At 68.1% G+C, this 21458-nt stretch carries 16 protein-coding genes; 10 read left to right on the forward strand and 6 right to left on the reverse strand.

All coding sequences use genetic code 11. The features are described 5' to 3' along the window. The 5 genes from AB7E35_RS13385 to AB7E35_RS13405 all read left to right on the forward strand — a co-directional run. Nucleotides 1-1508 (forward strand): DUF3375 domain-containing protein (locus AB7E35_RS13385; protein WP_428167724.1); only part of this gene is annotated, 1508 nt, incomplete at its 5' end. After that, a complete protein-coding gene (locus tag AB7E35_RS13390; protein WP_428167725.1) occupies nt 1508-2302 on the forward strand; it encodes a DUF4194 domain-containing protein in 795 nt (264 codons plus the stop codon). The genes AB7E35_RS13385 and AB7E35_RS13390, both read left to right, overlap by 1 nt. After that, on the forward strand, nt 2299-5652 hold the full coding sequence (locus tag AB7E35_RS13395) for an ATP-binding protein (protein WP_428167726.1): 3354 nt from the start codon (nt 2299-2301) through the stop codon (nt 5650-5652). Before AB7E35_RS13390 ends, AB7E35_RS13395 begins: the two co-directional genes overlap by 4 nt. Beyond that, nucleotides 5649-6824: a Wadjet anti-phage system protein JetD domain-containing protein gene (locus tag AB7E35_RS13400; RefSeq protein WP_428167727.1), complete on the forward strand. Its 1176-nt coding sequence runs from the start codon at nt 5649-5651 to the stop codon at nt 6822-6824. The genes AB7E35_RS13395 and AB7E35_RS13400 overlap by 4 nt, the downstream gene beginning before the upstream one ends. 34 nt (nt 6825-6858) lie before the next feature. Next, nucleotides 6859-7269 (forward strand): YkgJ family cysteine cluster protein, encoded by a 411-nt coding sequence (locus AB7E35_RS13405; protein ID WP_428162628.1) that lies wholly within the window; start codon nt 6859-6861, stop codon nt 7267-7269. A gap of 71 nt (nt 7270-7340) precedes the next feature. On the opposite strand, the gene AB7E35_RS13410 is transcribed toward AB7E35_RS13405, so the two are convergent. After that, complete coding sequence (locus AB7E35_RS13410) at nt 7341-8486, reverse strand: aminoglycoside phosphotransferase family protein (protein WP_428162629.1); 1146 nt, start codon at nt 8484-8486, stop codon at nt 7341-7343. A gap of 94 nt (nt 8487-8580) precedes the next feature. Here AB7E35_RS13410 and AB7E35_RS13415 point away from each other — a divergent pair, with 94 nt between their 5' ends. The 3 genes from AB7E35_RS13415 (at nt 8581) to rsmA (ending at nt 13272) form a co-directional block, all read left to right on the forward strand. Then, the gene (locus AB7E35_RS13415; RefSeq protein ID WP_428167728.1) at nt 8581-11040 is read left to right on the forward strand and encodes an LPS-assembly protein LptD; all 2460 of its coding nucleotides are present in this window, start codon (nt 8581-8583) and stop codon (nt 11038-11040) included. Nucleotides 11041-11105: 65 nt separating this feature from the next. Then, nucleotides 11106-12494 (forward strand): peptidylprolyl isomerase, encoded by a 1389-nt coding sequence (locus AB7E35_RS13420; RefSeq protein WP_428162631.1) that lies wholly within the window; start codon nt 11106-11108, stop codon nt 12492-12494. 13 nt (nt 12495-12507) lie between these two features. Continuing rightward, nucleotides 12508-13272: a 16S rRNA (adenine(1518)-N(6)/adenine(1519)-N(6))-dimethyltransferase RsmA gene (gene rsmA, locus AB7E35_RS13425; RefSeq protein WP_428162632.1), complete on the forward strand. Its 765-nt coding sequence runs from the start codon at nt 12508-12510 to the stop codon at nt 13270-13272. 257 nt (nt 13273-13529) lie between these two features. Here the strand turns inward: rsmA and AB7E35_RS13430 are convergent, their stop codons facing one another. The 4 genes from AB7E35_RS13430 to AB7E35_RS13445 form a co-directional block, all read right to left on the reverse strand. Further along, nucleotides 13530-13955: a barstar family protein gene (locus tag AB7E35_RS13430; protein WP_428162633.1), complete on the reverse strand. Its 426-nt coding sequence runs from the start codon at nt 13953-13955 to the stop codon at nt 13530-13532. 133 nt (nt 13956-14088) lie between these two features. Beyond that, entirely contained in the window at nt 14089-14493 is a 405-nt protein-coding gene (locus tag AB7E35_RS13435; protein WP_428162634.1) for a ribonuclease domain-containing protein, read from the reverse strand. 158 nt (nt 14494-14651) lie between these two features. Beyond that, nucleotides 14652-16964 (reverse strand): NADP-dependent malic enzyme, encoded by a 2313-nt coding sequence (locus tag AB7E35_RS13440; protein WP_428162635.1) that lies wholly within the window; start codon nt 16962-16964, stop codon nt 14652-14654. Nucleotides 16965-17220: 256 nt separating this feature from the next. After that, the gene (locus AB7E35_RS13445; protein WP_428162636.1) at nt 17221-17706 is read right to left on the reverse strand and encodes an NUDIX hydrolase; all 486 of its coding nucleotides are present in this window, start codon (nt 17704-17706) and stop codon (nt 17221-17223) included. Between the two features lie 111 nt (nt 17707-17817). On the opposite strand from AB7E35_RS13445, the gene AB7E35_RS13450 reads away from it, so the two are divergent. Together AB7E35_RS13450 and AB7E35_RS13455 are read left to right on the forward strand one after the other, a co-directional pair. Then, nucleotides 17818-18204, forward strand: a complete 387-nt coding sequence (locus AB7E35_RS13450) for a hypothetical protein (RefSeq protein WP_428162637.1) — start codon at nt 17818-17820, stop codon at nt 18202-18204. A gap of 103 nt (nt 18205-18307) precedes the next feature. After that, nucleotides 18308-20425, forward strand: coding sequence for a TonB-dependent copper receptor (locus tag AB7E35_RS13455; protein WP_428167729.1), 2118 nt, complete (start codon nt 18308-18310; stop codon nt 20423-20425). A gap of 189 nt (nt 20426-20614) precedes the next feature. Here AB7E35_RS13455 and AB7E35_RS13460 read toward each other — a convergent pair whose 3' ends face one another. Continuing rightward, on the reverse strand, nt 20615-21316 hold the full coding sequence (locus AB7E35_RS13460; protein ID WP_428167730.1) for a riboflavin synthase subunit alpha: 702 nt from the start codon (nt 21314-21316) through the stop codon (nt 20615-20617). Nucleotides 21317-21458: the final 142 nt, after the last annotated feature.

Raw genomic sequence — 21458 nt, forward strand, 5'->3', positions numbered from 1 at the left:
TTGCCCGGGCCATGCCCACCCTCAGCCAGCAGCGCACGCACAAATACATTGCCGCCCGCCAGCAGCACCCCGCCTGGGTTTTGCTGGCATCGCGTCGGGCGCCGCTGGTGCTCAGTTGCCTGGATGCGCTCTTCGAGCATCAGCGCGACGGTGTGCCCTTTGATGCAGCCGTGCAGGCGCTGGCCGAGATGCTGGCGGCGCATGCCAACGAGGTGGAGTTTGAAATCGACAGCGCCGACACCCTGAGCCAGGCGCGGCGTGATGTGCGCGAGTGGATACGCCGCGGCCTGGTGGTCGAGCGCGAAGGCCGCGTGTTCGAGACCGACGCCCTCAAGACGGCGCTGCGCTTCATCGCCCAGCTGGACGGTCGCATGATGACCTCCACCGCCTCGCGCCTGGCGGTGGTGCAGCGCGAGATCGACAACCTGGCCGCCGCGCTCGACCCCGACCCCCAAAGCCGCGCCGAGCATCTGCAGCGCCGCATCGCAGACCTGCAGCAGCAGCTGGCGGACGTGCAGGCCGGCCGCATCACGGCGCTGACGCCGGAGCAGGCGGTCGAGGGCATTCGCGAGGTGTATGCGCTGTCGGTCAGCCTGCGGGCGGACTTTCGCCGGGTGGAGGATTCGTGGCGCGAAGCCGACCGCGCGCTGCGCAGCGCCATCATCAGCGCGCGCCACCACCGCGGCGCGGTGATGGACCAGCTGCTCGACGGCCATGCCCGGCTGCTCAACACGCAAGAGGGCCGCGTGTTTGACAGCTTTCACCAGCAGCTGTCCAACCAGACCGAGCTGACCGAGATGCGCCAGCGCATCCGCCAGATTCTTGCCCACCCCGCCGCCAAAAAAGCCCTGGACGGTCTGCAGAGCAGCACGCTGAACCTGCTGGTGCAGCAGCTCATCAAAGAGGCCAAGGTGGTGCAGGGCGTGCGCGCGCGCAGCGAGCGCGAGGTCAGCCAGTTCATGAAAACCGGCCAGGCGGCCGAGAACCAGCGCGTGGGCCAGTTGCTCAACGAGGTGCTGGAGCAGGCCCTGCGCATCGACTGGCAGCAGCGCGCCGTGCGCCGCCAGAGCGCGCCGCTGCCGCCGCTGGGCGTGGCGCTGGGCAGCGTGCCGCTGGTGGAGCGCCTGCGCGTCAAGTCGCTGGACGGCGGCGAGCAGGCCGCGCTGCTGCTGACCACCGAATACGCCGACCTGGGCCAGATGGAGGGCGAGTTCTGGCAGGCCTTTGAAGGGCTGGACCGCGAGGCCCTGGTGCAGCGCACCTTGCAAATGCTGGTGGACCGGGGCCAGCCCATGACCTTGGCGGAACTGGCTGCCGCGCTGCCGCCGGGCGAGCACGACCTGGAAACCTTTGCGCTGTGGCTGGCCATGGCGCGTGAGGCGGGTGTGCCGCTGCAGCCCGGCGACGAGCAGATCGACACACAGGACGGCTCGCAGCGCTGGCGCTTCACCGTGCCGCGCGTGGCGCTGGACGGCGCGCAGCTGGCGCAGATGGACTGGGAGCTTTGATGGCGCACCAACCCGATATCTTTGACCGCATGGCCGCGCAGACACCGGCGCCGCAGACTGCCGACGTGCTGCAAAAAGAAGCGCTTGAAGCGCGTGATGATCAGGGGCTGGAGGCCAAAAACGCCCTGCCAGATGATTGCGGCAGCGCACCCAGAACACCGTCGGCCCTGCGCCGGGCGCTGCAGCATGTGCTGGCGCATGGCTGGCTGGAGTCGGCCGCCAAGCCGCAGTGGTTTCGCCTGATTGCGGCGCACACGGCGCAGCTGGATGCGCTGCTCGAGCCGCTGGACTTGCGCATGGTGGTGGACGACGTGCGCGGCCTGGCCTTTCTGGCCGTGGTGCCTGACTTTGATGATGACGCCGCCGACGAAAGCGAGCAGGACGACTGGACGCACCCCCTGATGCGCCGCCAGCGCCTGACGCTGGAGCAATCGTTGCTGCTGGCCATCTTGCGGCGCGAGTTTTTGCAGCGCGAGCAGGAAAGCGGTACCGGCGCGCCGGTGCGTATCACCGTGGACAGCCTGCTGCCGCAGCTGGAGACCTACCTGGGCAGCACCGGCAGCGACATGCAAGAGCGCAAGCGCCTGATCCAGCTGCTGGAGAACTTGCGCATGCACGGTATGGTGTCGGAGGTGGATGCGCAGGACTGCATCACCATCCGCCCCATGATCGTGCATCTGCTCAACCCCGAGAACCTGCAGGCGCTGCTGCTGCGTCTGCGCGAGGTGGCGCAAGCCGGCGGCGCCCAAAGCGCGCAAGACAACGCCACGGATGATGCGGGAGGCCCGCCATGATGGCAGAGGCGTCGTTCATCCTGCAAGAGCTGCACCTGTACAACTGGGGCGCTTTTGCCGGGCGCCACCAGGTGGGCGTTGATCCGGGCAACAGCGCCATCATCGGCCCCACGGGCAGCGGCAAGACCACGCTGGTCGATGCGCTGATGACGCTGCTGTGCGCCAGCCCGCGCTACAACCTGGCCTCGACCGGCGGGCATGAAAGCGACCGCGATCTGGTCAGCTACGTGCGCGGCGCCGCGGGCCAGGGCAATGACAGCGGCGACCACATCGCCCGGCCAGGCCGCTGCACCACCGGCATTGCGGCGCGGCTGGTGCGCGCGGGCGGCACGGGTGACGGTGGTGGCAAATCGGTCTGGCTGGGCGCGCTGCTGTGGTTTGACGGCAGCAGCCAGTCGGCGGGCGACATGCAAAAGCGCTGGCTATTTGCCCAGGGTGAGGGCCACGGCCTGGACTTGTGGCTGGAAGAGCAGCACAGCGGCGGCGCGCGGGCGCTCACCCAGCTGGCCAAGGACAGCGATGGCCTGCAGATGTTCAGCAGCAAGGCGCCCTACCTGGCCCGGCTGCACAGTTTTTTTGAAGTGGGCCCCAACGCCTTCACGCTGCTCAACCGCGCGGCGGGGCTCAAGCAGCTCAACAGCATTGACGAGATCTTTCGCGAGCTGGTGCTCGACGACCACTCGGCCTTTGACGCTGCGCAGCAAGTGGTGGACGGCTTTGCCGAACTGGCCTCCATCCATGCCGACCTGGAGCTGGCCAATGCGCAATTCACGTCCCTGCTGCCGCTGCGCGACCTGGCCGCGCGCGAGCAGCAGCAGGCGCGCCAGTTGGCGCATGTGCAGGCCCTGCAGCAGCAACTGCCCGCGTGGTTTGCCGCGCAGGGCGTGCAGTGGTGGCGCCAGCGCGTGGCGCAGCTGCAGACGCAGATGGCGCAGCGCAGCCAGGCCCTGCTCGCCGCTCATGACACGGTACAGGCCGCGCGGCGCCACGAGCAAGACCTGCACGGCATCTACCTGCAGGCGGGCGGCGCCAGCATCGAGTCGCTGCGTGAGCACATCGCACTGGCGCGCAAAGAGCTGGCGCGCACGCAAGCCAACCTGCTGCAGTACCAGCAGCTGGCGCGCAACCTGGGACTGGCGGCCAGCCCCGCGCAGGCAGACGAGGTGACTGCGCAAGACCTGCCCGCGCACCAGGCGCAGGCAGCCGCCGCCGTGCAGCAGCTGGACGCCGATCAGGCGCAGCTACAGGCCGATGCCGAAGCCGCCATTGCCGACGAGCGCAACGCCCACAGGCGCTGGCAAGCTCTGGAGGCCGAGTACGACGCCGTGCGCCGGCGCCCCGGCTCCAACCTGCCGGTGGCGTACCAAAGCTTTCGCGCCGATCTGGCCGCGCACCTGGCCCTGCCCGAAGACGATTTGCCCTTTGCCGCCGAGCTGGTCGAAGTGCCGCTTCCTGAGCAAGGCTGGCGCGGCGCCATCGAGCGCGCCCTGGGCAGCCACCGGCTGCGCATCCTGGTGCCGCACGCGGCCCTGCACCCGGCGCTGCAATGGGTGAACCAGCGCCACAACCGGCTGCATGTGCGCTTGCTGGAGGTGCCCGCTGCTGCGGCGCCCGCCTCTTTTGTGGCCGACGGCTTTGCGCGCAAGCTCAACATCAAGCCGCGCCTGCCCGCGGCGCACCAGGGCGCGCTGCGCCAGTTGCTGGCTGAGCTCGATCGCCACTGCGTGCCCGACGTCGCCACGCTGGAGCGCACGCCCCACGCCATGACGATCGAGGGGCTGATGTCCGGCAAATCCGGCCACTTTGACAAGCAGGACCACAAGCGCCTGGAGCAGGACTGGATGACCGGTTTTGACAACCGCGACCGGCTGGCGTACCTGATGCAACAAAAAGAGCAGGCAGCTACGGATTGGAAAAGGCTGGAGGCCCAAAAAACCCAAATCCTGCACGCCCAGCGCAGCGCGCAGGAGCAGCGCCGGCTGTGGGCCGCGCTGCAAACGCTGCAGCTGCAAGACCTGGACGCGGCCGCTGCCGACGCGCAGTTGCAGCACAAAGAACAGCAACTGCAGGCGCTGCTGCACCCGCAATCCGACACGGCACAGGCCCAGCAGCGCTGGGACGCCGCGCAGGCCCACACCCGCGCAGCCGACGACCAGCTGCGCCAACTGCAAACCGCGCAGACGCAAGACGCCACCTTGCTGGATACCGCGCGCCAACGCCTGGGCGCCTTCGAGGCGCGCAGCGTCGGCGCACCGGCGTTGGATGCGGACTTTGCCGCGCAACTGGCCCGCCTGGGGCACAGGCTGAGCGCACTGGACGGCGACAACCTCGACGCGCAAGAGCGCGACGCCGCCGCGGCCCTGCACGCCAAAAGCGCAGAGGCCGGCAAAAAGCTCGGGCATCTGCACCAGGAGATCGTGCGCCAGATGGGCCGGGCCCGGGCTGAAGACCGCGGCGCTCTAGCCGAACACGCGCAGGAGGTAGATGCGCTGCCCCACTACCTGCAGCGCCTGCAGGTGCTGGAAGAAGAAGCCCTGCCGGCCAAGCGCCAGCGCTTTCAGCAATACCTCAACGACACCTCGCAGCAGGGCGTGGACAACCTGCTCAGCGGCATTGCCGCGCAGGTGGCAGACATCGAAGACCGCATCGCCCGGCTCAATGAAACGCTGCAACGCGTGGACTTTCAGCCCGGCCGCTACCTGCAGCTGGACCCGCGCTCGGTCGTGCACCAAAGCCTGCAGGACCTGAGCCAGGCGCAAAACCAGCTGCGCACCGAGCGCCTGCGCGATGACGGCGGCCACAGCCACTACCGGGCGCTACGCGCCATCGTGCAGATGCTGCAGACCCACGCTGGCAACCGCCGCAGCAAGGCCGCGCAGGCGCTGCTGGATGCGCGTTACCGGCTGCAGTTTGCGGTGCTGGTGATGGACCGCGCCAGCGGCCAGATGCTGGAGCGGCGCACCGGCTCGCAAGGCGGCAGCGGCGGCGAGAAGGAAATCATCGCCAGCTACGTGCTCACCGCATCGCTCAGCTACGCGCTGTGCCCCGACGGCGCCAGCCGCCCGGTGTTTGGCACCATCGTGCTGGACGAGGCTTTTTCCAAGAGCTCGCAGGCCGTGGCCGCGCGCATCATCCAGGCGCTGCGCGAGTTTGGCCTGCACGCATTGTTCGTCACGCCCAACAAGGAAGTGCGCCTGCTGCGCAACCACACGCGCAGCGCCGTCGTGGTGCACCGGCGCGGCGCGCAGGCCACGCTGGCATCGCTGCGCTGGGAAGAGATCGACGCCTTCCGCCAGAACGTGCAGAACGCGCACCGCACGCAGCCAGCGCCAAACCCGGCGCAAATATGAAGTCGCCCCAGGCATTGGCGGCCCGGCTGGCCCAGCAATGGCACAGCGCCGACTGGCGCGAGCGCCAGCTGCTGTGCGGCGCGGCGGCCTGGCCGCTGGTGCTGCCCATCGGCGCGCCCGGCGCGGCGGACTTTCTGGGCGATGCCAGCGTGCTGCGCGGCCATCTGCAGCATTGGCGCGACGTGCAGCAGCAGGGCCTGGGCAGCGTGCAGTGGCAAGAGCGGCGCTACCGCGGCGCCAGCGCCGCCATCGCCGTGCCCACGCACTGGCGGCTGGCCAGGCCGTCCGAATGCATTGCGGCCATCAGCCACTTCAAGGCGCCGGGCCATGCGCAGATCGCGGCCGACTACGCGCGGCTCAGCGCCATCGTCGCGGCAGTGCAGCGCAGCGGCTTTCAGCGCCTGCTGGTGCGCCGCCTGGTGCAGTGGCGCGACACGCCTGCCGAAGCCGTCATCGCCGCCGCCCGCATCGCCCTGCAACTGGAGCCCGGCTGCGCCAACGGCCGGCCGCTGCGCGCACTGGCCGTGCAAGGCAACGACAGCAAATTCTTCGAGCGTCACGCCAGCCTGCTGACGGCGCTGCTGGACGAGCGCTTTGACGGCGAAGCCAGCCGCCAGGGGCTGGCGGGCTTTTTGGACGCGCTGCCCGAGGGTGACCACTGGCTGCTGCTCGCCCCGCTGGCCCCCGGCCTGCTGCCCTTCGCGCGCCAGCGCGTGCCCGCTGCTGAGCTGCTGGCCACGCCCCTGCCGGCCAGCCACATCCTGCTGGTGGAAAACGAACGCAGCCTGCACCAGCTGCCCCAGCCGCTGGCAGGCACCATCGCCGTGCTGGGCGCCGGGCTCAACCTGGGCTGGCTGGCCGCGCCTTGGCTGCAGCAGCGGCGCGTGGCCTACTGGGGCGACATCGACACCTGGGGCCTGCACATGCTGGCCACGGCACGCGCGCATCTGCCGCATCTGCAGGCACTGCTGATGGACCGCGCCACCTTCGATGCCCACGCCGCCCAGGCCGTGGCCGAGCCGATGCACGCGCCTGCTTCGGAGGGCAGCGCGCTGCGCGCCGACGAGGCCGCGCTGGATGCGCACCTGCGCCGCCTGGACCAGGGCCGGCTGGAGCAGGAGTTCATCGCCCCCGCGGCCGTGGCCCACGCGGTGCGCGGCTGGCGCGGCTGAACCCAATTTGAATTGGGAGCACAATGCGCGCCCCATGAAGCCTGCCATCACCATCGTTGACGTGGACCGCCCCGACACCTGGACCCGCTACCGCGCGGGCCTGTGCGACAGCTGCGCGGCCCACTGCTGCACCATGCCGCTGGAGGTGCAGCTGCCCGACCTGGTGCGGCTGGGGCTGGTGGACGCCTTCGAGGCCGAGCACGAAGAGCCCCGGCACATCGCCCGCCGGCTGCAAAAGGCGCGGCTGATCGACCACTTCAACCACAAGAACACCCTGTTCACCCTGGCGCGGCGCGCCAGCGGCGACTGCCAGTTTCTGGACGCCGCCACGCGCCGGTGCACGGTGTACGAGCAGCGGCCCGAAACCTGCCGTCTGCACCCGCAAAAGAAAAGCCCCCGCCCTGGCTGGTGTGCTTACGGGGCCAGGGTGCTGCAGCGCAAATAGCTACTCATTTAATAGCTGATAGCGCTTGATCAGCAAGGGCTGCAGGCCATTTTGGCTTGATGGGTTAATCCTCAAACCCGCCCAAAGGCATAGCCCAGGGCGGCCTGCGTGCCCTCCAGCTCATCGACCAGTCGCAGCAGCGGCGCCAGCTCGCGGTAGCGGCCGGCCGTCTGGCGGATGTAGGCGATGAAGCGCGGTGCATCCTGCAGGTATTTGGGCTTGCCGTCGCGCAGCGTGATGCGCGCGAAGATGCCGGCCACCTTCAGGTGGCGCTGCAGCGCCATCCAGTCCACGGCGCGGTAAAACTCGCCAAAGTCGGCGCCCCAGCCGCTGCTGCTGTGGGCGCCCACGATGCCCGCGCGCCGGGCCTTGTCCCAGTAGCGCACGGTGATGTCGATGACGAAGTCTTCTTCCCAGCTGATGAAGGCGTCGCGCATCAGGCTGGCGATGTCGTAGGTCACGGGGCCATAGACCGCGTCCTGGAAGTCGAGCACGCCCAGGCGCCCGTCCGCGCCCGCCATCAGGTTGCGCATCATGAAGTCGCGGTGCACATACACGCTGGGCGCGGCCAGATTGTGCGCCACGATGGTGTCGAAGGTCTTGGCAAGCGTGGCTTGCTGCGCGTCGGTCAGCGTGGCCTGGCGGTGGCGGGCGATGTACCAGTCGGGAAACAGCTGCAGCTCGCGGCGCAGCAGCGGCTCGTCGTAGGCGGGCAGCACGCCGGGGCGGCTGGCGCGCTGCCAGTCGATGAGCAGATCCACGGCCTGCAGGTACCAGGCGTGGGCGGCCTGGGGGTTGGCCGGGTCCAGGCGTTCGATGGCCGTCTGCGCGCCCAGGTCGGACAGCAGCATGAAGCCGTGGGCTTCGTCCCAGGCCAGGATCTGCGGCACGCGCAGGCCGGCGGCCTGCATCAGCGCCTGCACCTGCACGAAGGGGCGGCAGTCTTCCTTGTCGGGCGGCGCGTCCATCACGATGTGGCTGGCGCCGCCCTGCGTGTCCAGGCGCAGGTAGCGCCTGAAGCTGGCGTCGGCCGAGGCGGGCCGCAAGGTGTCGGAGCGCAGGCCGTGCGTGTCTGCCAGCGGGGCCAGCCAGGCTTCAAAGGCGGCCCGGCGCGCCGGGTCGCTCCAGTGCACGGCGTTGTCGGGGGTGTTGCAGGATGTGGCGGCGGGGGCTGTCCCGGCAGGGCTGGCGGGAGGTGGGGGGCAGGGGTGGCTCATGGATAATCCCATTCTACAAACCCGGCCCTGCCCGGCCAGGTGGCCCGCGGCGCATCCCAGATGGGTGCCGTGCACCGTCCGACCCGCGCATTCCATGGATCGCTTTTACTTGTCCCACGCCCTGCCCGCCCGCCCATCCGCCCCACCCGTACCCGGTGCCGCGCCGCTGCCAGCGCGCAGCGTGCTGGCGCGGCTGGCGGCCCTGATGCTGTGCGGCGTGCCGCTGGCGGTGCTGGCCCAGGCAGACCCGGCAGACCCCGCCGCCGAAACCCCGCCCGTGCTGCGCCCCACGGGCCGCCTGCACGATGCGCTGCCCGGCAGCGTGCGCGCGCAGCTGCCGGTGTTTGTGCGCGGCGACCGGGTGACGGGCCAGCCCGACATCCGCGCCGTCATCGAGGGCGATGCCGAACTGCGCCGCGGCGACACGGTGATCCGCGCCGACCGCATGGAGTACGACGTGGCCACCGACCGCGCCAAGGCCAGCGGCAATGTGCACATCAACCGCGCGGGCAACGTGTATGACGGCAGCCTGCTGGACATGCAGGTGGAGGCCTTCAGCGGTTTTTTCAGCGACACGCGCTACCGTTTTCTTGAGACCTCGGCCCACGGCGAGGCCTCGCGCGTGGACTTCATCGACCGCGAGCGCTCGGTGGTGCACGACGCCACCTACACCACCTGCCAGCGCACCGACGAGGCCAGCTGGCAGCCCGACTGGATCATCCGCGCCAAAAAGATCCATCTGGACCGGGTGGAAGACGTGGGCAGGGCCGAGGACGGCGTGCTCGAATTCAAGGGCGTGCCGGTGCTGCCCGTGCCCTACCTCACCTTTCCGCTGTCGGACCGGCGCAAGTCGGGGTTTTTGCCGCCCACCATCGGCCTGGACAGCCTGAGCGGCCTGGAATACGCCCAGCCCTACTACTGGAACATCGCGCCCAACCGCGACGCGACCATCACCCCCGTGCTGCTGAGTCGGCGCGGCGTGATGCTGAGCGGTGAGTTCCGCTACCTGGAGCCGCGCTACAGCGGCGAGATCACCGGCGAGTTCATGCCCGGCGACCGCCTGCGCGACCGCGACCGCTGGTCCTACGGCATCCAGCACCGCGGCGCGCTGGGCACGCCGCTGGGCGATGCGTCCCTGGGCATCAACGTGCGGCGCGTGAGCGACGACGACTACTGGCGCGACTTTTCCCAGCGCCTGCTGGGCCGCGGCAGCCTGCCCGACACCGTCAACAACCAGCTGGCGCAGCGCCTGCTGCCCGGCGAGGTCTCACTCAACTGGGGGCGCAACGACCACACGCTGAGCCTGCGCACCGTCAAGTGGCAGACGCTGCAGGATGTCAACTCGCCCATCGTGCCGCCCTACGATCGCCAGCCGCAGCTGCGCTGGCAGTACCAGCCCGCGCAACTGGCTGGCGGCTTCGATGCCAGTATCGAGGCGGACTACACCAGCTTTCATGCCGACCGCGCCTACACCGGCCAGCCCAACGCCAAGCGCAGCTACGCCCTGGCGCAGGTCAGCCGGCCCTTTCTGGCGCCGGCGGGTTTCATCACGCCGCGCGTGCAGCTGCACACCACCCACTATGAATTTGACGCGCCGCTGGTGGGCGGCCAGCGCACGGCCAGCCGCACACTGCCCACCTTCAGCCTGGACAGCGGCCTGGTGTTCGAGCGCGACGCTGCCTACTTTGGCCGCGGCTTTGTGCAGACGCTGGAGCCGCGCGCCTTCTACACCTACACGCCGTATCGCAACCAGAGCATGCTGCCGGTGTACGACACGGCGGCCAACGACTTCAACTTTGCCTCCATCTACTCTGAAAACGCCTTTGGCGGCAATGACCGCGTGGCCGACAACAACCTGCTCACCCTGGGCGTGACCACGCGATTGCTGGACCCCGAAACGGGCGCCGAAGCCGCGCGCTTTGGCGTGGCGCAGCGCCTGCGCTTTGCCGACCAGCAGGTCACCATGCCCGGCGCCGCGCCGGTCAGCGAGCGCCTGTCGGACGTGCTGCTGGGCGCGGGCATCAACTGGACGCCGCAGTGGGGCTTTGACTCCACCGTGCAGTACAACCCCAAGAGTGGCCGCTCGCTGCGCACCACGGTGGGCGCGCGCTACTCGCCGGGCGACTACCGCACGGTGAGTGCGGCCTATCGCATGCAGAAAGTCACCGGCCTGATCTCCGAGCCCAGCGAGCAGATCGACGTGGGCTGGCAATGGCCGCTCAATGACGTGCTGGGCTCCGGCAAGCCCGGCGCGGGCGGGCGCTGGTACAGCGTGGGCCGGCTGAACTACAGCCTGGAAGATCGCAAGCTGGTGGACACCGTGGTCGGCTTCGAGTACGAAAGCTGCTGCTGGATTGGCCGCGTGGTGCTGGAGCGGCTGCAGCGCAGCGTCAACGCGTCCAACACCCGGCTCATGTTCCAGATCGAATTCGTCGGGTTCTCGCGCCTGTCGCTGGGGGCCAATCCGCTGTCCAGCCTCAAGCAGAATGTGCCGCGCTACCAGTTCCTGCGCGAAAACCAGACTCCGCCCAGCCGCTTCTCCAACTACGATTGACCGCACGGCCGCCGCCCCGCCGCGGCCATGCGCCCGCCTTGAGCACCATGAATGTCCACCACGCCATGAAACACCGCGCTTTGACCCTGGGCCTGGCCGGCCTGACCGCACTTGCACCGCTGGTGCCCGCGTCCGTGCAGGCGCAGGGGCTGCGGCCGTCGGCTGCACCCGGTCTGCAGCGCCCGCCCTCCGCCGCCAGCGCGCCGGCCCCCGCGGCAGCGGCTGCAATGCCGGCCGACTACATCGTCGCCGTGGTCAATTCCGAGCCCATCACCAATAACGAAGTGCGCCAGCGCGCCGCGCGCGTCGCGCAGCAGATCGCCGCCCAGGGCGGCACCCGGCCGCCGCAGGAGCGGCTGATCAAGGACGTGCTGGAGCGCCTGATCCTCGAAAAAATCCAGGTGCAGCTGGCCAAGGACAGCGGCATCAAGGTCGATGACTACGCCGTTGAGCAGGCCGAACAATCCGTGGCGCGGCAAAACGACGTGAGCGTGCCAGAGATGCACCGGCGCCTGGCACTGGACGGCATCAGCAAGGAGCGCTTTCGCGAAGAGCTGCGCAACCAGCTGCTGACCCTGCGCCTGCGCGAGCGCGATGTGGAGTCGCGCGTGCGCGTGAGCGACCTGGAGGTGGATCAGTACCTGCGCGACCAGCAGGCGGGCGCGGACGCCGGCAAGCTGGAGCTGAACCTGGGCCACATCCTGGTGACCGTGCCCGAAAACGCCAGCCCACAGGCGGCCGCGCAGCGCAGCGCCCGCGCCCAGGAGGTCTTGGCCAAGCTGCAGGCCGGCGGCGATTTTGCCGCGCTGGCGCGCGAATACTCCGACGCCCCCACGGCCAGCAGCGGCGGCCTGATGGGCCTGCGCCCGGCGGATCGCTACCCCGAGCTGTTTGTCCAGGCCACCCAGCAGGCCGCCGTGGGCAGCGTGGTCGGGCCGGTGCGTTCGCCAGCCGGCTACCACATCCTGAAGGTGGTGGACAAAACCTACGGCAATGTGCCCACCATGGCCGTGCAAAGCCGCGCGCGCCACATCCTGCTGCGCACCAACGCGGGCTTGTCCGAGCGCCAGGCCGCCGAACGGTTGCAAGACCTGCGCGATCGCATCACGCGCAACCAGGCCGACTTTGCCGAACTGGCGCGCCAGCACTCGCAGGACGCCAGTGCCAGCGAAGGCGGCGACCTGGGCTGGGCATCGTCCGGGCGCTACGTGCCTGAATTTGAAGAAGTGCTCAATGCCCTGCAGCCCGGCGAGATCAGCCGCCCCGTGGTGTCGCGCTTTGGCGTGCACCTGATCCAGTTGGTGGAGCGGCGCGAACAGCGCCTGACCCAGCGCGAGCAGCGCGACATGGTGCGCGACCAGGTGCGCGAGAAAAAACTCGATGAGGCCTTCGCGACCTGGATTCAGGAGGCGCGAGCGCGCGCCTACGTCGAATACCGCGAGCCGCCCCAGTGAGGGCCCTGCCGCGATGAAGCACATCCCCCGCAAACGCTTCGGCCAGCACTTCCTGAGCGACCCCGGCATCATCGACGCCATCGTGCGCGCCATCGCCCCGCGGGCGGGCCAGCCCATGGTGGAGATCGGCCCCGGCCTGGCCGCGCTGACCCAGCCGCTGGTCGAGCGCCTGGGGCGTCTCACCGTCATCGAGCTGGACCGCGACCTGGCTGCCCGGCTGCGTGCGCACGGGCAGCTGGATGTGGTCGAGTCTGATGTATTAAAAGTGGACTTTGCCCAAGTGGCAAAAGCGCTGGCAGCTACAAAAATAAGAGTGGTGGGCAACCTGCCCTACAACATCTCCACGCCCATCCTGTTCCACCTGCTGGAGTATGTGCAGGTCATTGAAGACCAGCACTTCATGCTGCAAAAAGAGGTCATCGACCGCATGGTGGCCGCGCCCGCCACCGGCGCCTATGGGCGTCTGTCTGTCATGCTGCAGTGGCGCTATGCCATGGAAGACGTGCTGTTCGTGCCGCCGGGCAGCTTCGACCCGCCCCCGAAGGTGGACAGCGCCGTGGTGCGCATGGTGCCCTACGCCACGCCCGCCGAGGTGGACGCGGCGCTGCTGTCCGAACTGGTGCAGGTGGCCTTCAGCCAGCGCCGCAAGCTGCTGCGCCACACCCTGGGCCGCTGGCTGGATGAGCGCGGCTACGCCGGCAGCTTTGACACCCAGCGGCGCGCAGAAGAGGTGCCTGTCGATGAATACGTGGCCCTCGCGAAATCGGCGTGCTATTAAAAAAATAGCTACTAGCGCTTGCTTTACAAGGGTTGGGGCTTGAAACGTCCTTGTGTGCCTTTATGCCACGCTGAGCCAGTAGCCCGCGTTGAACGGGCTGCTCATGCGCAGGGCCTGGGGCGAGACGTCCACCAGTTTGTCGGTGGGCATTTTTTCGCCGCAGCTGTCGCTGTTGCTGTCTATCGTGATGGCCTGTGCAGCGGCGCCGTGCAGCGCCTCATCAGCCCGCTCCGCCTGGCCGGCGGTTGCAGAACGGGCTACAGAAAAGAATAGAAGCAGCGAAACGCAATCTTGCGGTCGCTCCAGTACTCGGCGGCGTCACGGAAGATGTCCAGCAATTGCTCGCGTGCTTCCTTGTCGAACTTGGCGGTGGTGGGGATCTGCTCCAGCACCACGATAAAGCCCGGCTGCGGCCCCGACTTGTGCAGCGGGTCGGTCATGCAGTCGTACAGCGCATCGAAGTTCTTGCCGAAATGTGCCGGAAACGTGAACTGCGAAGCGATCAGTTCCAGCACGTCTTGCTTGGTTTGCGCATGTGCAAGGTTGGCGTAAAGAAAATGGTGGCCCATCGCCTGTGCTGCCCCTTGCAGATCGTGCACGCGGAAGGCGCGGATCGACTGCACGATATTGGGGCGCACACCGCGCAAAAGCGTTTCCTGATCTTTACGAAGTGGTGTTTCCATCTCCGTTGCTCTTTCTTTTAGAGGTCCACTGATTGAAAAATCCGGCAACCCGGGCGTGCGGCTGGCGGATGAAAAACCGATGGCGTGCCCCGCGCACGCCCATCAAAACATAGACAGCCCGGGGCTGCGGCAGTCATTGCATGATTTGTCGAAAGCTCGAGTAATGGTCGCTGGTGTAGTAGCAGGCATCCGGCGTGCGGGGAGCACCGCCGCAAACGATGCGCCGCGCACCCCGATGCCGCACTCCCGGCGTCCGAACGGTGTATTCGCGGTAGTAGCCGCGCTTTTTCTGCGGCAGCAAGCGCTCGCGATTGCCAAATACCGAGCCATCCTTGTCATACGGAAAAGGCCCCCCTTCGTGGATCAGCGCATAGGTGGCCCGCCCCTGGGCGGGCAGCTCGGAGAGCGCGATGGTGGGGAGGGACGTGGTGTCTGGCGTCTGCCGCGCGAACACCAGGGCCGGCGACAGCCCGATCACAGCACCCAATGCGCACGCCACTACTGCTTTGTACGCCCGGATGGCGACAGCCTTCAACATTCACAACACCTTTCGGAAACTGCGGGTTAACCCCGAAATTTCGAGCCGGTAGTGTGACAAAAAGGCAATCAAAAGGCAAGCCATTGCCCAAATTTTGGGCAATGGCACAGGGTTATCGCCTTGGCAGACAGGTATCTGCCAGGATCGGTCACATCGTCTCAGCGCACCGCATTGGCGTCGGCCACGGTCAGCGCGGTCATGTTGACGATGCGGCGCACCGTGGCGCTGGGGGTCAGGATGTGCACCGGCTTGGCCGCGCCCAGCAGCACCGGCCCGATGGCGATGTTGCCGCCAGCCGCCGTCTTGAGCAGGTTGTACGAGATGTTGGCGGCGTCGATGTTGGGCATGATCAGCAAGTTGGCGTCGCCGGTCAGGGTGCCGTGGGGCATGAGCGCGTTGCGCGCCTTGCCGTCCAGCGCAACGTCGCCATGCATTTCGCCGTCCACCTCCAGCCAGGGTGCCTGTGCCTGCAGCAGCGCCAGCGTTTCGCGCATCTTGATGGCGCTGGGCTGGTTGCTGGAGCCGAAGTTGGAGTGGCTGAGCAAGGCGGCCTTGGGCTTGATGCCAAAGCGCACCATCTCTTGTGCCGCCATGACGGCGATCTCGGCCAGTTGCGCGGCCGAGGGGTCGTAGTTGATGTGCGTGTCCACCACAAACACCTGGCGGCCCGGCAGCAGCAGGCCATTCATGCAGGCATAGGTGGCCACGCCCGCGCGCTTGCCAATCACCTGGTCGATGTAGTTCAGATGCATGGGATTGGTGCCCCAGGTGCCGCAGATCAGGCCGTCCACCTCGCCCTTGTGCAGCAGCATGGCGCCGATCAGCGACAGGCGCCGGCGCAGCTCGATCTTGGCGATGGGCACCGTCACGCCCTTGCGCTCGGTCAGGCGGTGGTAGGTCTGCCAGAAGTCGCGGTAGCGCGGATCCTGCTCCACGTTGACGATGTCGTAGTCCTGCCCCTCCTTCAGGCGCAGACCGAACTTCTCGATGCGCTGGGCAATGATGTTCGGGCGGCCGATCAGCGTGGGGCGGGCAATGTTTTCATCCACCACGATCTGCGCGGCGCGCAGCACGCGCTCTTCCTCGCCCTCGGCATAGGCCACGCGCTTTTTGGTGGCAGCCTTGGCTGCGGTGAAGATGGGCTTCATGGTGGTGCCCGACGCATACACAAAGGTCTGCAGATGGTCGCGGTAGGCGTCCATGTCGGCCACCGGGCGCTGGGCCACGCCCGAGTCAAACGCAGCCTGCGCCACGGCTGGCGCGATCTTCATCATCAGGCGCGGGTCGAACGGCTTGGGGATCAGGTAATCCGGGCCAAAAGCCAGCGGCTCGCCCACATAGGCGGCGGCCACCACTTCGCTTTGCTCGGCCTGGGCCAGCTCGGCAATGGCGTGGACGGCGGCGATCTCCATCTCGGTCGTGATGGTGGTCGCGCCGCAGTCCAGCGCGCCGCGGAAGATGTACGGAAAGCACAGGACGTTGTTGACCTGGTTGGGGTAGTCGGTGCGGCCGGTGGCGATGATGGCGTCATCGCGCACGGCTTTCACGTCCTCGGGCGAAATCTCGGGGTTGGGGTTGGCCAGCGCAAAGATCAGCGGGCGCGCGTTCATTTTTGCGACCATGTCCTGCTTGAGCACGCCGCCCGCCGACAGGCCCAGGAACACGTCGGCGCCCTCGATCACCTCGCCCAGCGTGCGGGCAGCGGTGGGTTGGGCGTAGAGCACCTTGTCTTCGTCCATCAGCTCGGTACGGCCTTCATAGACCACGCCGGCGATGTCGGTCACCCAGATGTTCTCGCGCGGAATGCCCAGCTTGACCAGCAGTCCCAGGCAGGCCAGCGCCGCGGCGCCTGCGCCGGATGTGACCAGCTTGACCTTCTTAGGGTCCTTGCCGGCCACCTTCAGGCCGTTGAGGATGGCCGCGCCCACCACGATGGCCGTGCCGTGCTGGTCGTCGTGAAAGACCGGGATCTTCATGCGCTCGCGCAGTTTGCGCTCCACATAAAAGCAGTCGGGCGCCTTGATGTCTTCGAGGTTGATGCCGCCGAAGGTGGGCTCCAGCGCGGCAATGATCTCGACCAGCTTTTCCGGGTCTTTCTCGTTGATCTCGATGTCGAACACGTCGATGCCCGAGAACTTCTTGAACAGCACCGCCTTGCCTTCCATCACCGGCTTGCCGGCCAGCGGGCCGATGTCACCCAGGCCCAGCACGGCGGTGCCGTTGGTCACCACGCCCACCAGGTTGCCGCGGCTGGTGTACTTGAAGGCGGCAGCCGGATCCTTGACGATTTCCTCGCAGGGCGAGGCCACGCCGGGCGAATAGGCCAGGGCCAGATCGTGCTGATTGACCATCTGCTTGGTGGCGGCGATCGCAATCTTGCCGGGCTGGGGAAACTCGTGGTATTGCAGCGCTTCGCGGCGCAGCAGCGCACGTTTGTCGGACGGGGTTTGGGCCGCGGGGGTGTCGGGCATCAGGGCGTCTCCAGCTCAATGAAGGTGGGGCCGACGCCCTGACCGGATCGCCGGGCGGGGAGTCGGCTGTATGCGAGCCTGCCGGCGCCCTGGGCCGGCCTTGCATGCCATGCTGCACAAGGGGCGCAAACAGGCTCTGGGGGGGTGGCAATTGTAGGTGAGCACTGCGCGCAAGCCCGGGTGGGCGGACATGCGCAAGGGGCATCACCCGCGTGACATGAAGGGCGGTCAGGGCGTGCCGCCACGGCGCGTTGCTTCAGCGCGGCGGCTGCAGCACGCTGGCGTCGGTATGGATCAGCTCCAGCGGGGCGCGCCGCCCGGCAAGATAGTCCTCGATGGACTGCAGCACCAGCGGGCTGCGGTGCTGCGTGGTGCAACTGCGCAGCTCATCGGGCGTGAGCCACACGGCGCGCACGATGCCCTCGTCCAGCCTGCGCCCCGGGTGGTGCGCGCCCACGGTGCCGGCAAAGGCAAAGCGCAGGTAGGTGATGTCGTGGCCCGTTCGCGTGCGCGTGAAGCGGTTCAGGTACACGCCCACCAGGGCCGTGGGCTGAAAGTCATAGGCCGTCTCCTCCAGCACCTCGCGCACGCAGGCCTGTATGGGCGACTCGCCCGGGTCCAGGTGGCCTGCCGGGTTGTTCAGCCGCAGGCCGTCGGCCGTGTCTTCCTCGATGAACAGAAATCGGCCTTCGTGCTCGACGATGGCGGCCACGGTGACGTTGGGTTTCCAGCGGTTTGGCATGGCGGCGATTATCGCCAGCGCACATGCCAGCATTCTGACTTGCGCCAGGTCAAGCCCTGGCACGCAGCCAAGGTCTTGGCTGCGCCGTGCGCTCGGCATAATGCCCAACCCATGCTGCAACGCATTCGTCACCATCGACAGCTGGGCTCCGTGGTCTTCACGGTGTTCGTGTTCGCGTGGGTGGTGGCGCTGTGGGCCAACGTGCAGGTGCGCCAGGCCTTGCCCGGTACAGACCTGGCATACCTGGACATCTGTTTCTCCGGCCCCGGGGGCGCGCCAACGCCGGATGCCGCCCCCGCAGCGCACGACAGCCACCATGCCGACCCCGGCTGCCTGCTGTGCATTGCTCTGGCCACGCCGCCTGCGCTGACGCTGGCTGCCCTGCGCCCACCCGCCCCGCGCGTACACCCGACCTCCCTCAGCCGCGCACCGGCGGTGGCGGCCTGGCGGGCGCAGGCGCCGCTGCCCGCGCGCGGCCCCCCGCCCTTGCCCGCCTGACTGCAACCACCCGCTGGCCCGCACGCGCGGCCCGGCGCCCCTTGTTGTTGGCCTGCGTGCGGCCCGCCCCATGCGGCCGGGCCGCCGCGGGCATGGATTTTTCATGACTGCACTTTCTCTTCCCGCGCGCGCCTTGGGTTGCGCGCCCCTGTCCTCGCACCTCACCCCCGGCGCGCTGGCCTGCGCCTTGCTGCTGACCGGCCCGGCGCTGGCCGCGGGCGATGCACCCACCGCCCCCACCGCCCCAGTGCCCACGCTGCGCGACGTGGTCGTCACCGCCGTGCACGACCACTCGCCCGTGCAGGTGGTGGCCAACCCCAAGCAGCCGCGCCAGCCCGTGCCTGCCAGCGACGCGGCCGACTACCTCAAGACCATTCCTGGCTTCTCGGCCATCCGCAGCGGCGGCTCCAACAGCGACCCGGTGTTTCGCGGCCAGTTCGGCTCGCGCCTGCCGCTGCTGACCAACGGCACGCAGCTGCTGGGCGCCTGCCCGGGGCGCATGGATGCGCCCAGCTCTTACATATCGCCAGAAACCTTTGACGCGCTCACCGTGGTCAAGGGGCCGCAGACCGTCATCTGGGGCCCGGGCGCGTCGGCGGGCGTGGTGCGCTTTGACCGCGAGCGCCCCGACTTCACCGAACCCGGCGTGCGCTTCAGCGCCAGCCTGCAGGGTGGCAGCGCCGACCGCAACGACCAGAACGTGGACTTGCAGGCCGGCAACGCGCAGATGTACGTGCGCGTCACCGCCAACCAGTCCCACGGCCAGGACTACCAGGACGGCAACGGCCGGCGCGTGCCATCGGCCTGGGACAAATGGAACGCCGACGTGGCGTTGGGCTTCACGCCCGATGCCGACACGCTGCTGGAGCTGAGCGCTGGCGCGGGCGACGGCGAGGCCCGCTATGGCGGCCGCGGCATGGACGGCACGCAGTTCCAGCGCGACAGCTGGGGCCTGCGCTTTGAGAAAACCCACCTCACCCCCTGGCTGACCAAGCTGGAGGCGCAGCTGTACCGCAACCGCGCCGACCATGTCATGGACAACTTCTCGCTGCGCACCTTTGCGCCCGGCGGCAGCATGGCCAGCAACGTGCGCCGCGACACCAGCGGCGCCCGCCTGGCTGCCACGCTGCAGTGGCAGCCCGACTGGCAACTGGTGACGGGGCTGGATGCCATGCACAGCCCCCACGAAAAACGCGCAGGCTCGCCTAGCCAGCACTACAGCGCCAAGCCCTGGCAGCGCGATGCCAAGTTTGAAGGCCTGGGCGCCTTCGCCGAGCTGAGCTGGCAAGCCCAGGCCGACACGCGCTGGGTGGGCGGCCTGCGCCTGGACCGTGCCAAGGCCTGGCGCTACACCACCGCCAGCACCACGACGGGCATGGGCGCCATGCCTGCCATGCCTACCATGCCTACCATGCCTACCACGACGGGCACCGACCAACGCTCACGCACGGCCCTGCCCAGCGGCTTTGTGCGCTGGGAGCACACGCTGGCGCCCCAGAGCGCGCTGGTCTATGTGGGGCTGGGTCATGTGCAGCGCTTTCCTGATTACTGGGAGCTGATCTCCCCCGGCAACAGCGCCGCCAATGCCGGCAACGCCTTTGCCACGCTGCGCCCCGAAAAGACCACCCAGCTGGACCTGGGCGCGCAGTGGAAGGGCGCCGACTGGCAGCTGTGGACATCGGCCTATGTGGGCGTGGTGCGCGACTACATCCTGTTCGACTACGCTGCCATGAAGTCGGCCGTGCGCAATGTGGATGCGCGCACCGCCGGCTTTGAGCTGGGCGCCAGCCAGCGCCTGAGCACCGCCTGGACGGCACAGGGCACGCTGGCCTACAGCTGGGGCCGCAACAGCAGCGACGACCGCCCGCTGCCGCAAATGCCGCCGCTGGAGGCGCGCCTGGGCCTGGACTACGCCCAGGGCCCCTGGAGCGCCGGCGGCCTGTGGCGCCTGGTGGCCGCGCAGCACCGCCATGCCAACGGCCAGGGCAACGTGGTGGGCCGCGACCTGGGCGCCAGCGCCGGCTTTGGCGTGCTGTCGCTGCACGCGGGCTACCGCATCAACAACCACCTGAAGCTCGCCGCCGGCGTGGACAACCTGCTGGATAAAAACTACGCCGAGCACCTGAACCTGGCGGGCAATGCAGGCTTCGGCTACCCCGGTGGTGTGCGCATCAACGAGCCCGGCCGCACGCTGTGGCTGCGCGCGGACATGCAGTTCTGATGACTTCAAAAAAGAGAGCTATCCGCGCTTGATTAGAAAGGGCTAGAGGCATAAAACACCTGATAAAAGCCGCTCTGGGGCCCGGTACAGAAGGCTGCAACGCCCGTATCGGGCGCATCACAGCCCAGGGTAGGTCAAAATCAGGGTCAAAATGCCGTTAAACCCTTATGCAGCAAGCGCTGTCAGCTATCATTTTGAAACGGGTTGCGGCAGGTAGTCGTCCAGCGACAACCCCTTTTCTTTCAGCAGCGCTTCCAGCACCGGCGCCAGGCGGCCCAGGCTTTCCTGCACGGCCTCGCGCACGGTGTCCACCATCACCTGGGTGCTGCGCTCGATCTCGATGTTCAGGCGGTCGCCCACCTGCACGTCTTCAAACACCGTGGCGCGGCGCGTCTCGGGAATCAGCCAGACCTCGAACCAGCCCTCGGCGCGGTTCACCTCGGCCACCGTCAGGCTGGCGCCGTGGATGGCGATGTAGCCCTTGGCAAAGACATAGCGGCGAAAAGCCTCGGGCACGGCCACGCGCCACACCAGGTTGTTGTCCAGCACGCGGCGCTGCACCAGTTGCCCGGTGAAGTCGATATGCCCCGAAAGGGGGTGGCCGCCGATTTCGGCGCCATCCTTGGCGGCGCGCTCCACATTCACGCGGTCGCCCACGCCGTAGCCGCCCAGCGTGGTGATGTTCAGGCTTTGCAGCATCACGTCGAACGTGGCGCGCGTGGGCGAGAGGATCTCGGTCACCGTCAGGCACACACCATCCGTCGCCACGCTGGCGCCAATGGCGAGGTCCTGGCAAAAGCCGGTGGGAAATTCGAGGGTGAAGGTGCGCAGGCCTGCGCGGTCTTCAATGGCGGCGATGCGGGCGGTGGCCTGGACGATGCCTGTGAACATGGTGGGGAGGGTTTCCGGGTGCGTTGGCGGTATGCAAGAGAATTTTGCCACCTGCAATGTTTCATGGGCAGCGGGGCCGGGGCTTTTGCCTTCGCCCGCCATTTCTGGCGGGCGAATTGGTTCTTGCCGTCGTTGTCGCCGT

Source organism: Diaphorobacter sp., from assembly GCF_050251835.1.
GTDB lineage: Bacteria > Pseudomonadota > Gammaproteobacteria > Burkholderiales > Burkholderiaceae_C > JBFXIE01.

Coding starts and splice junctions, on each gene's coding strand:
- AB7E35_RS13460 (WP_428167730.1), bottom strand. CDS start 21,316: ATGTTCACAGGCATCGTCCAGGCCACCGCCCGCATCGCCGCCATTGAA.
- AB7E35_RS13435 (WP_428162634.1), bottom strand. CDS start 14,493: ATGTTGAAGGCTGTCGCCATCCGGGCGTACAAAGCAGTAGTGGCGTGC.
- AB7E35_RS13400 (WP_428167727.1), top strand. CDS start 5,649: ATGAAGTCGCCCCAGGCATTGGCGGCCCGGCTGGCCCAGCAATGGCAC.
- AB7E35_RS13405 (WP_428162628.1), top strand. CDS start 6,859: ATGAAGCCTGCCATCACCATCGTTGACGTGGACCGCCCCGACACCTGG.
- rsmA (WP_428162632.1), top strand. CDS start 12,508: ATGAAGCACATCCCCCGCAAACGCTTCGGCCAGCACTTCCTGAGCGAC.
- AB7E35_RS13450 (WP_428162637.1), top strand. CDS start 17,818: ATGCTGCAACGCATTCGTCACCATCGACAGCTGGGCTCCGTGGTCTTC.
- AB7E35_RS13390 (WP_428167725.1), top strand. CDS start 1,508: ATGGCGCACCAACCCGATATCTTTGACCGCATGGCCGCGCAGACACCG.
- AB7E35_RS13420 (WP_428162631.1), top strand. CDS start 11,106: ATGAAACACCGCGCTTTGACCCTGGGCCTGGCCGGCCTGACCGCACTT.
- AB7E35_RS13415 (WP_428167728.1), top strand. CDS start 8,581: ATGGATCGCTTTTACTTGTCCCACGCCCTGCCCGCCCGCCCATCCGCC.
- AB7E35_RS13430 (WP_428162633.1), bottom strand. CDS start 13,955: ATGGAAACACCACTTCGTAAAGATCAGGAAACGCTTTTGCGCGGTGTG.
- AB7E35_RS13395 (WP_428167726.1), top strand. CDS start 2,299: ATGATGGCAGAGGCGTCGTTCATCCTGCAAGAGCTGCACCTGTACAAC.
- AB7E35_RS13445 (WP_428162636.1), bottom strand. CDS start 17,706: ATGCCAAACCGCTGGAAACCCAACGTCACCGTGGCCGCCATCGTCGAG.
- AB7E35_RS13455 (WP_428167729.1), top strand. CDS start 18,308: ATGACTGCACTTTCTCTTCCCGCGCGCGCCTTGGGTTGCGCGCCCCTG.
- AB7E35_RS13410 (WP_428162629.1), bottom strand. CDS start 8,486: ATGAGCCACCCCTGCCCCCCACCTCCCGCCAGCCCTGCCGGGACAGCC.
- AB7E35_RS13440 (WP_428162635.1), bottom strand. CDS start 16,964: ATGCCCGACACCCCCGCGGCCCAAACCCCGTCCGACAAACGTGCGCTG.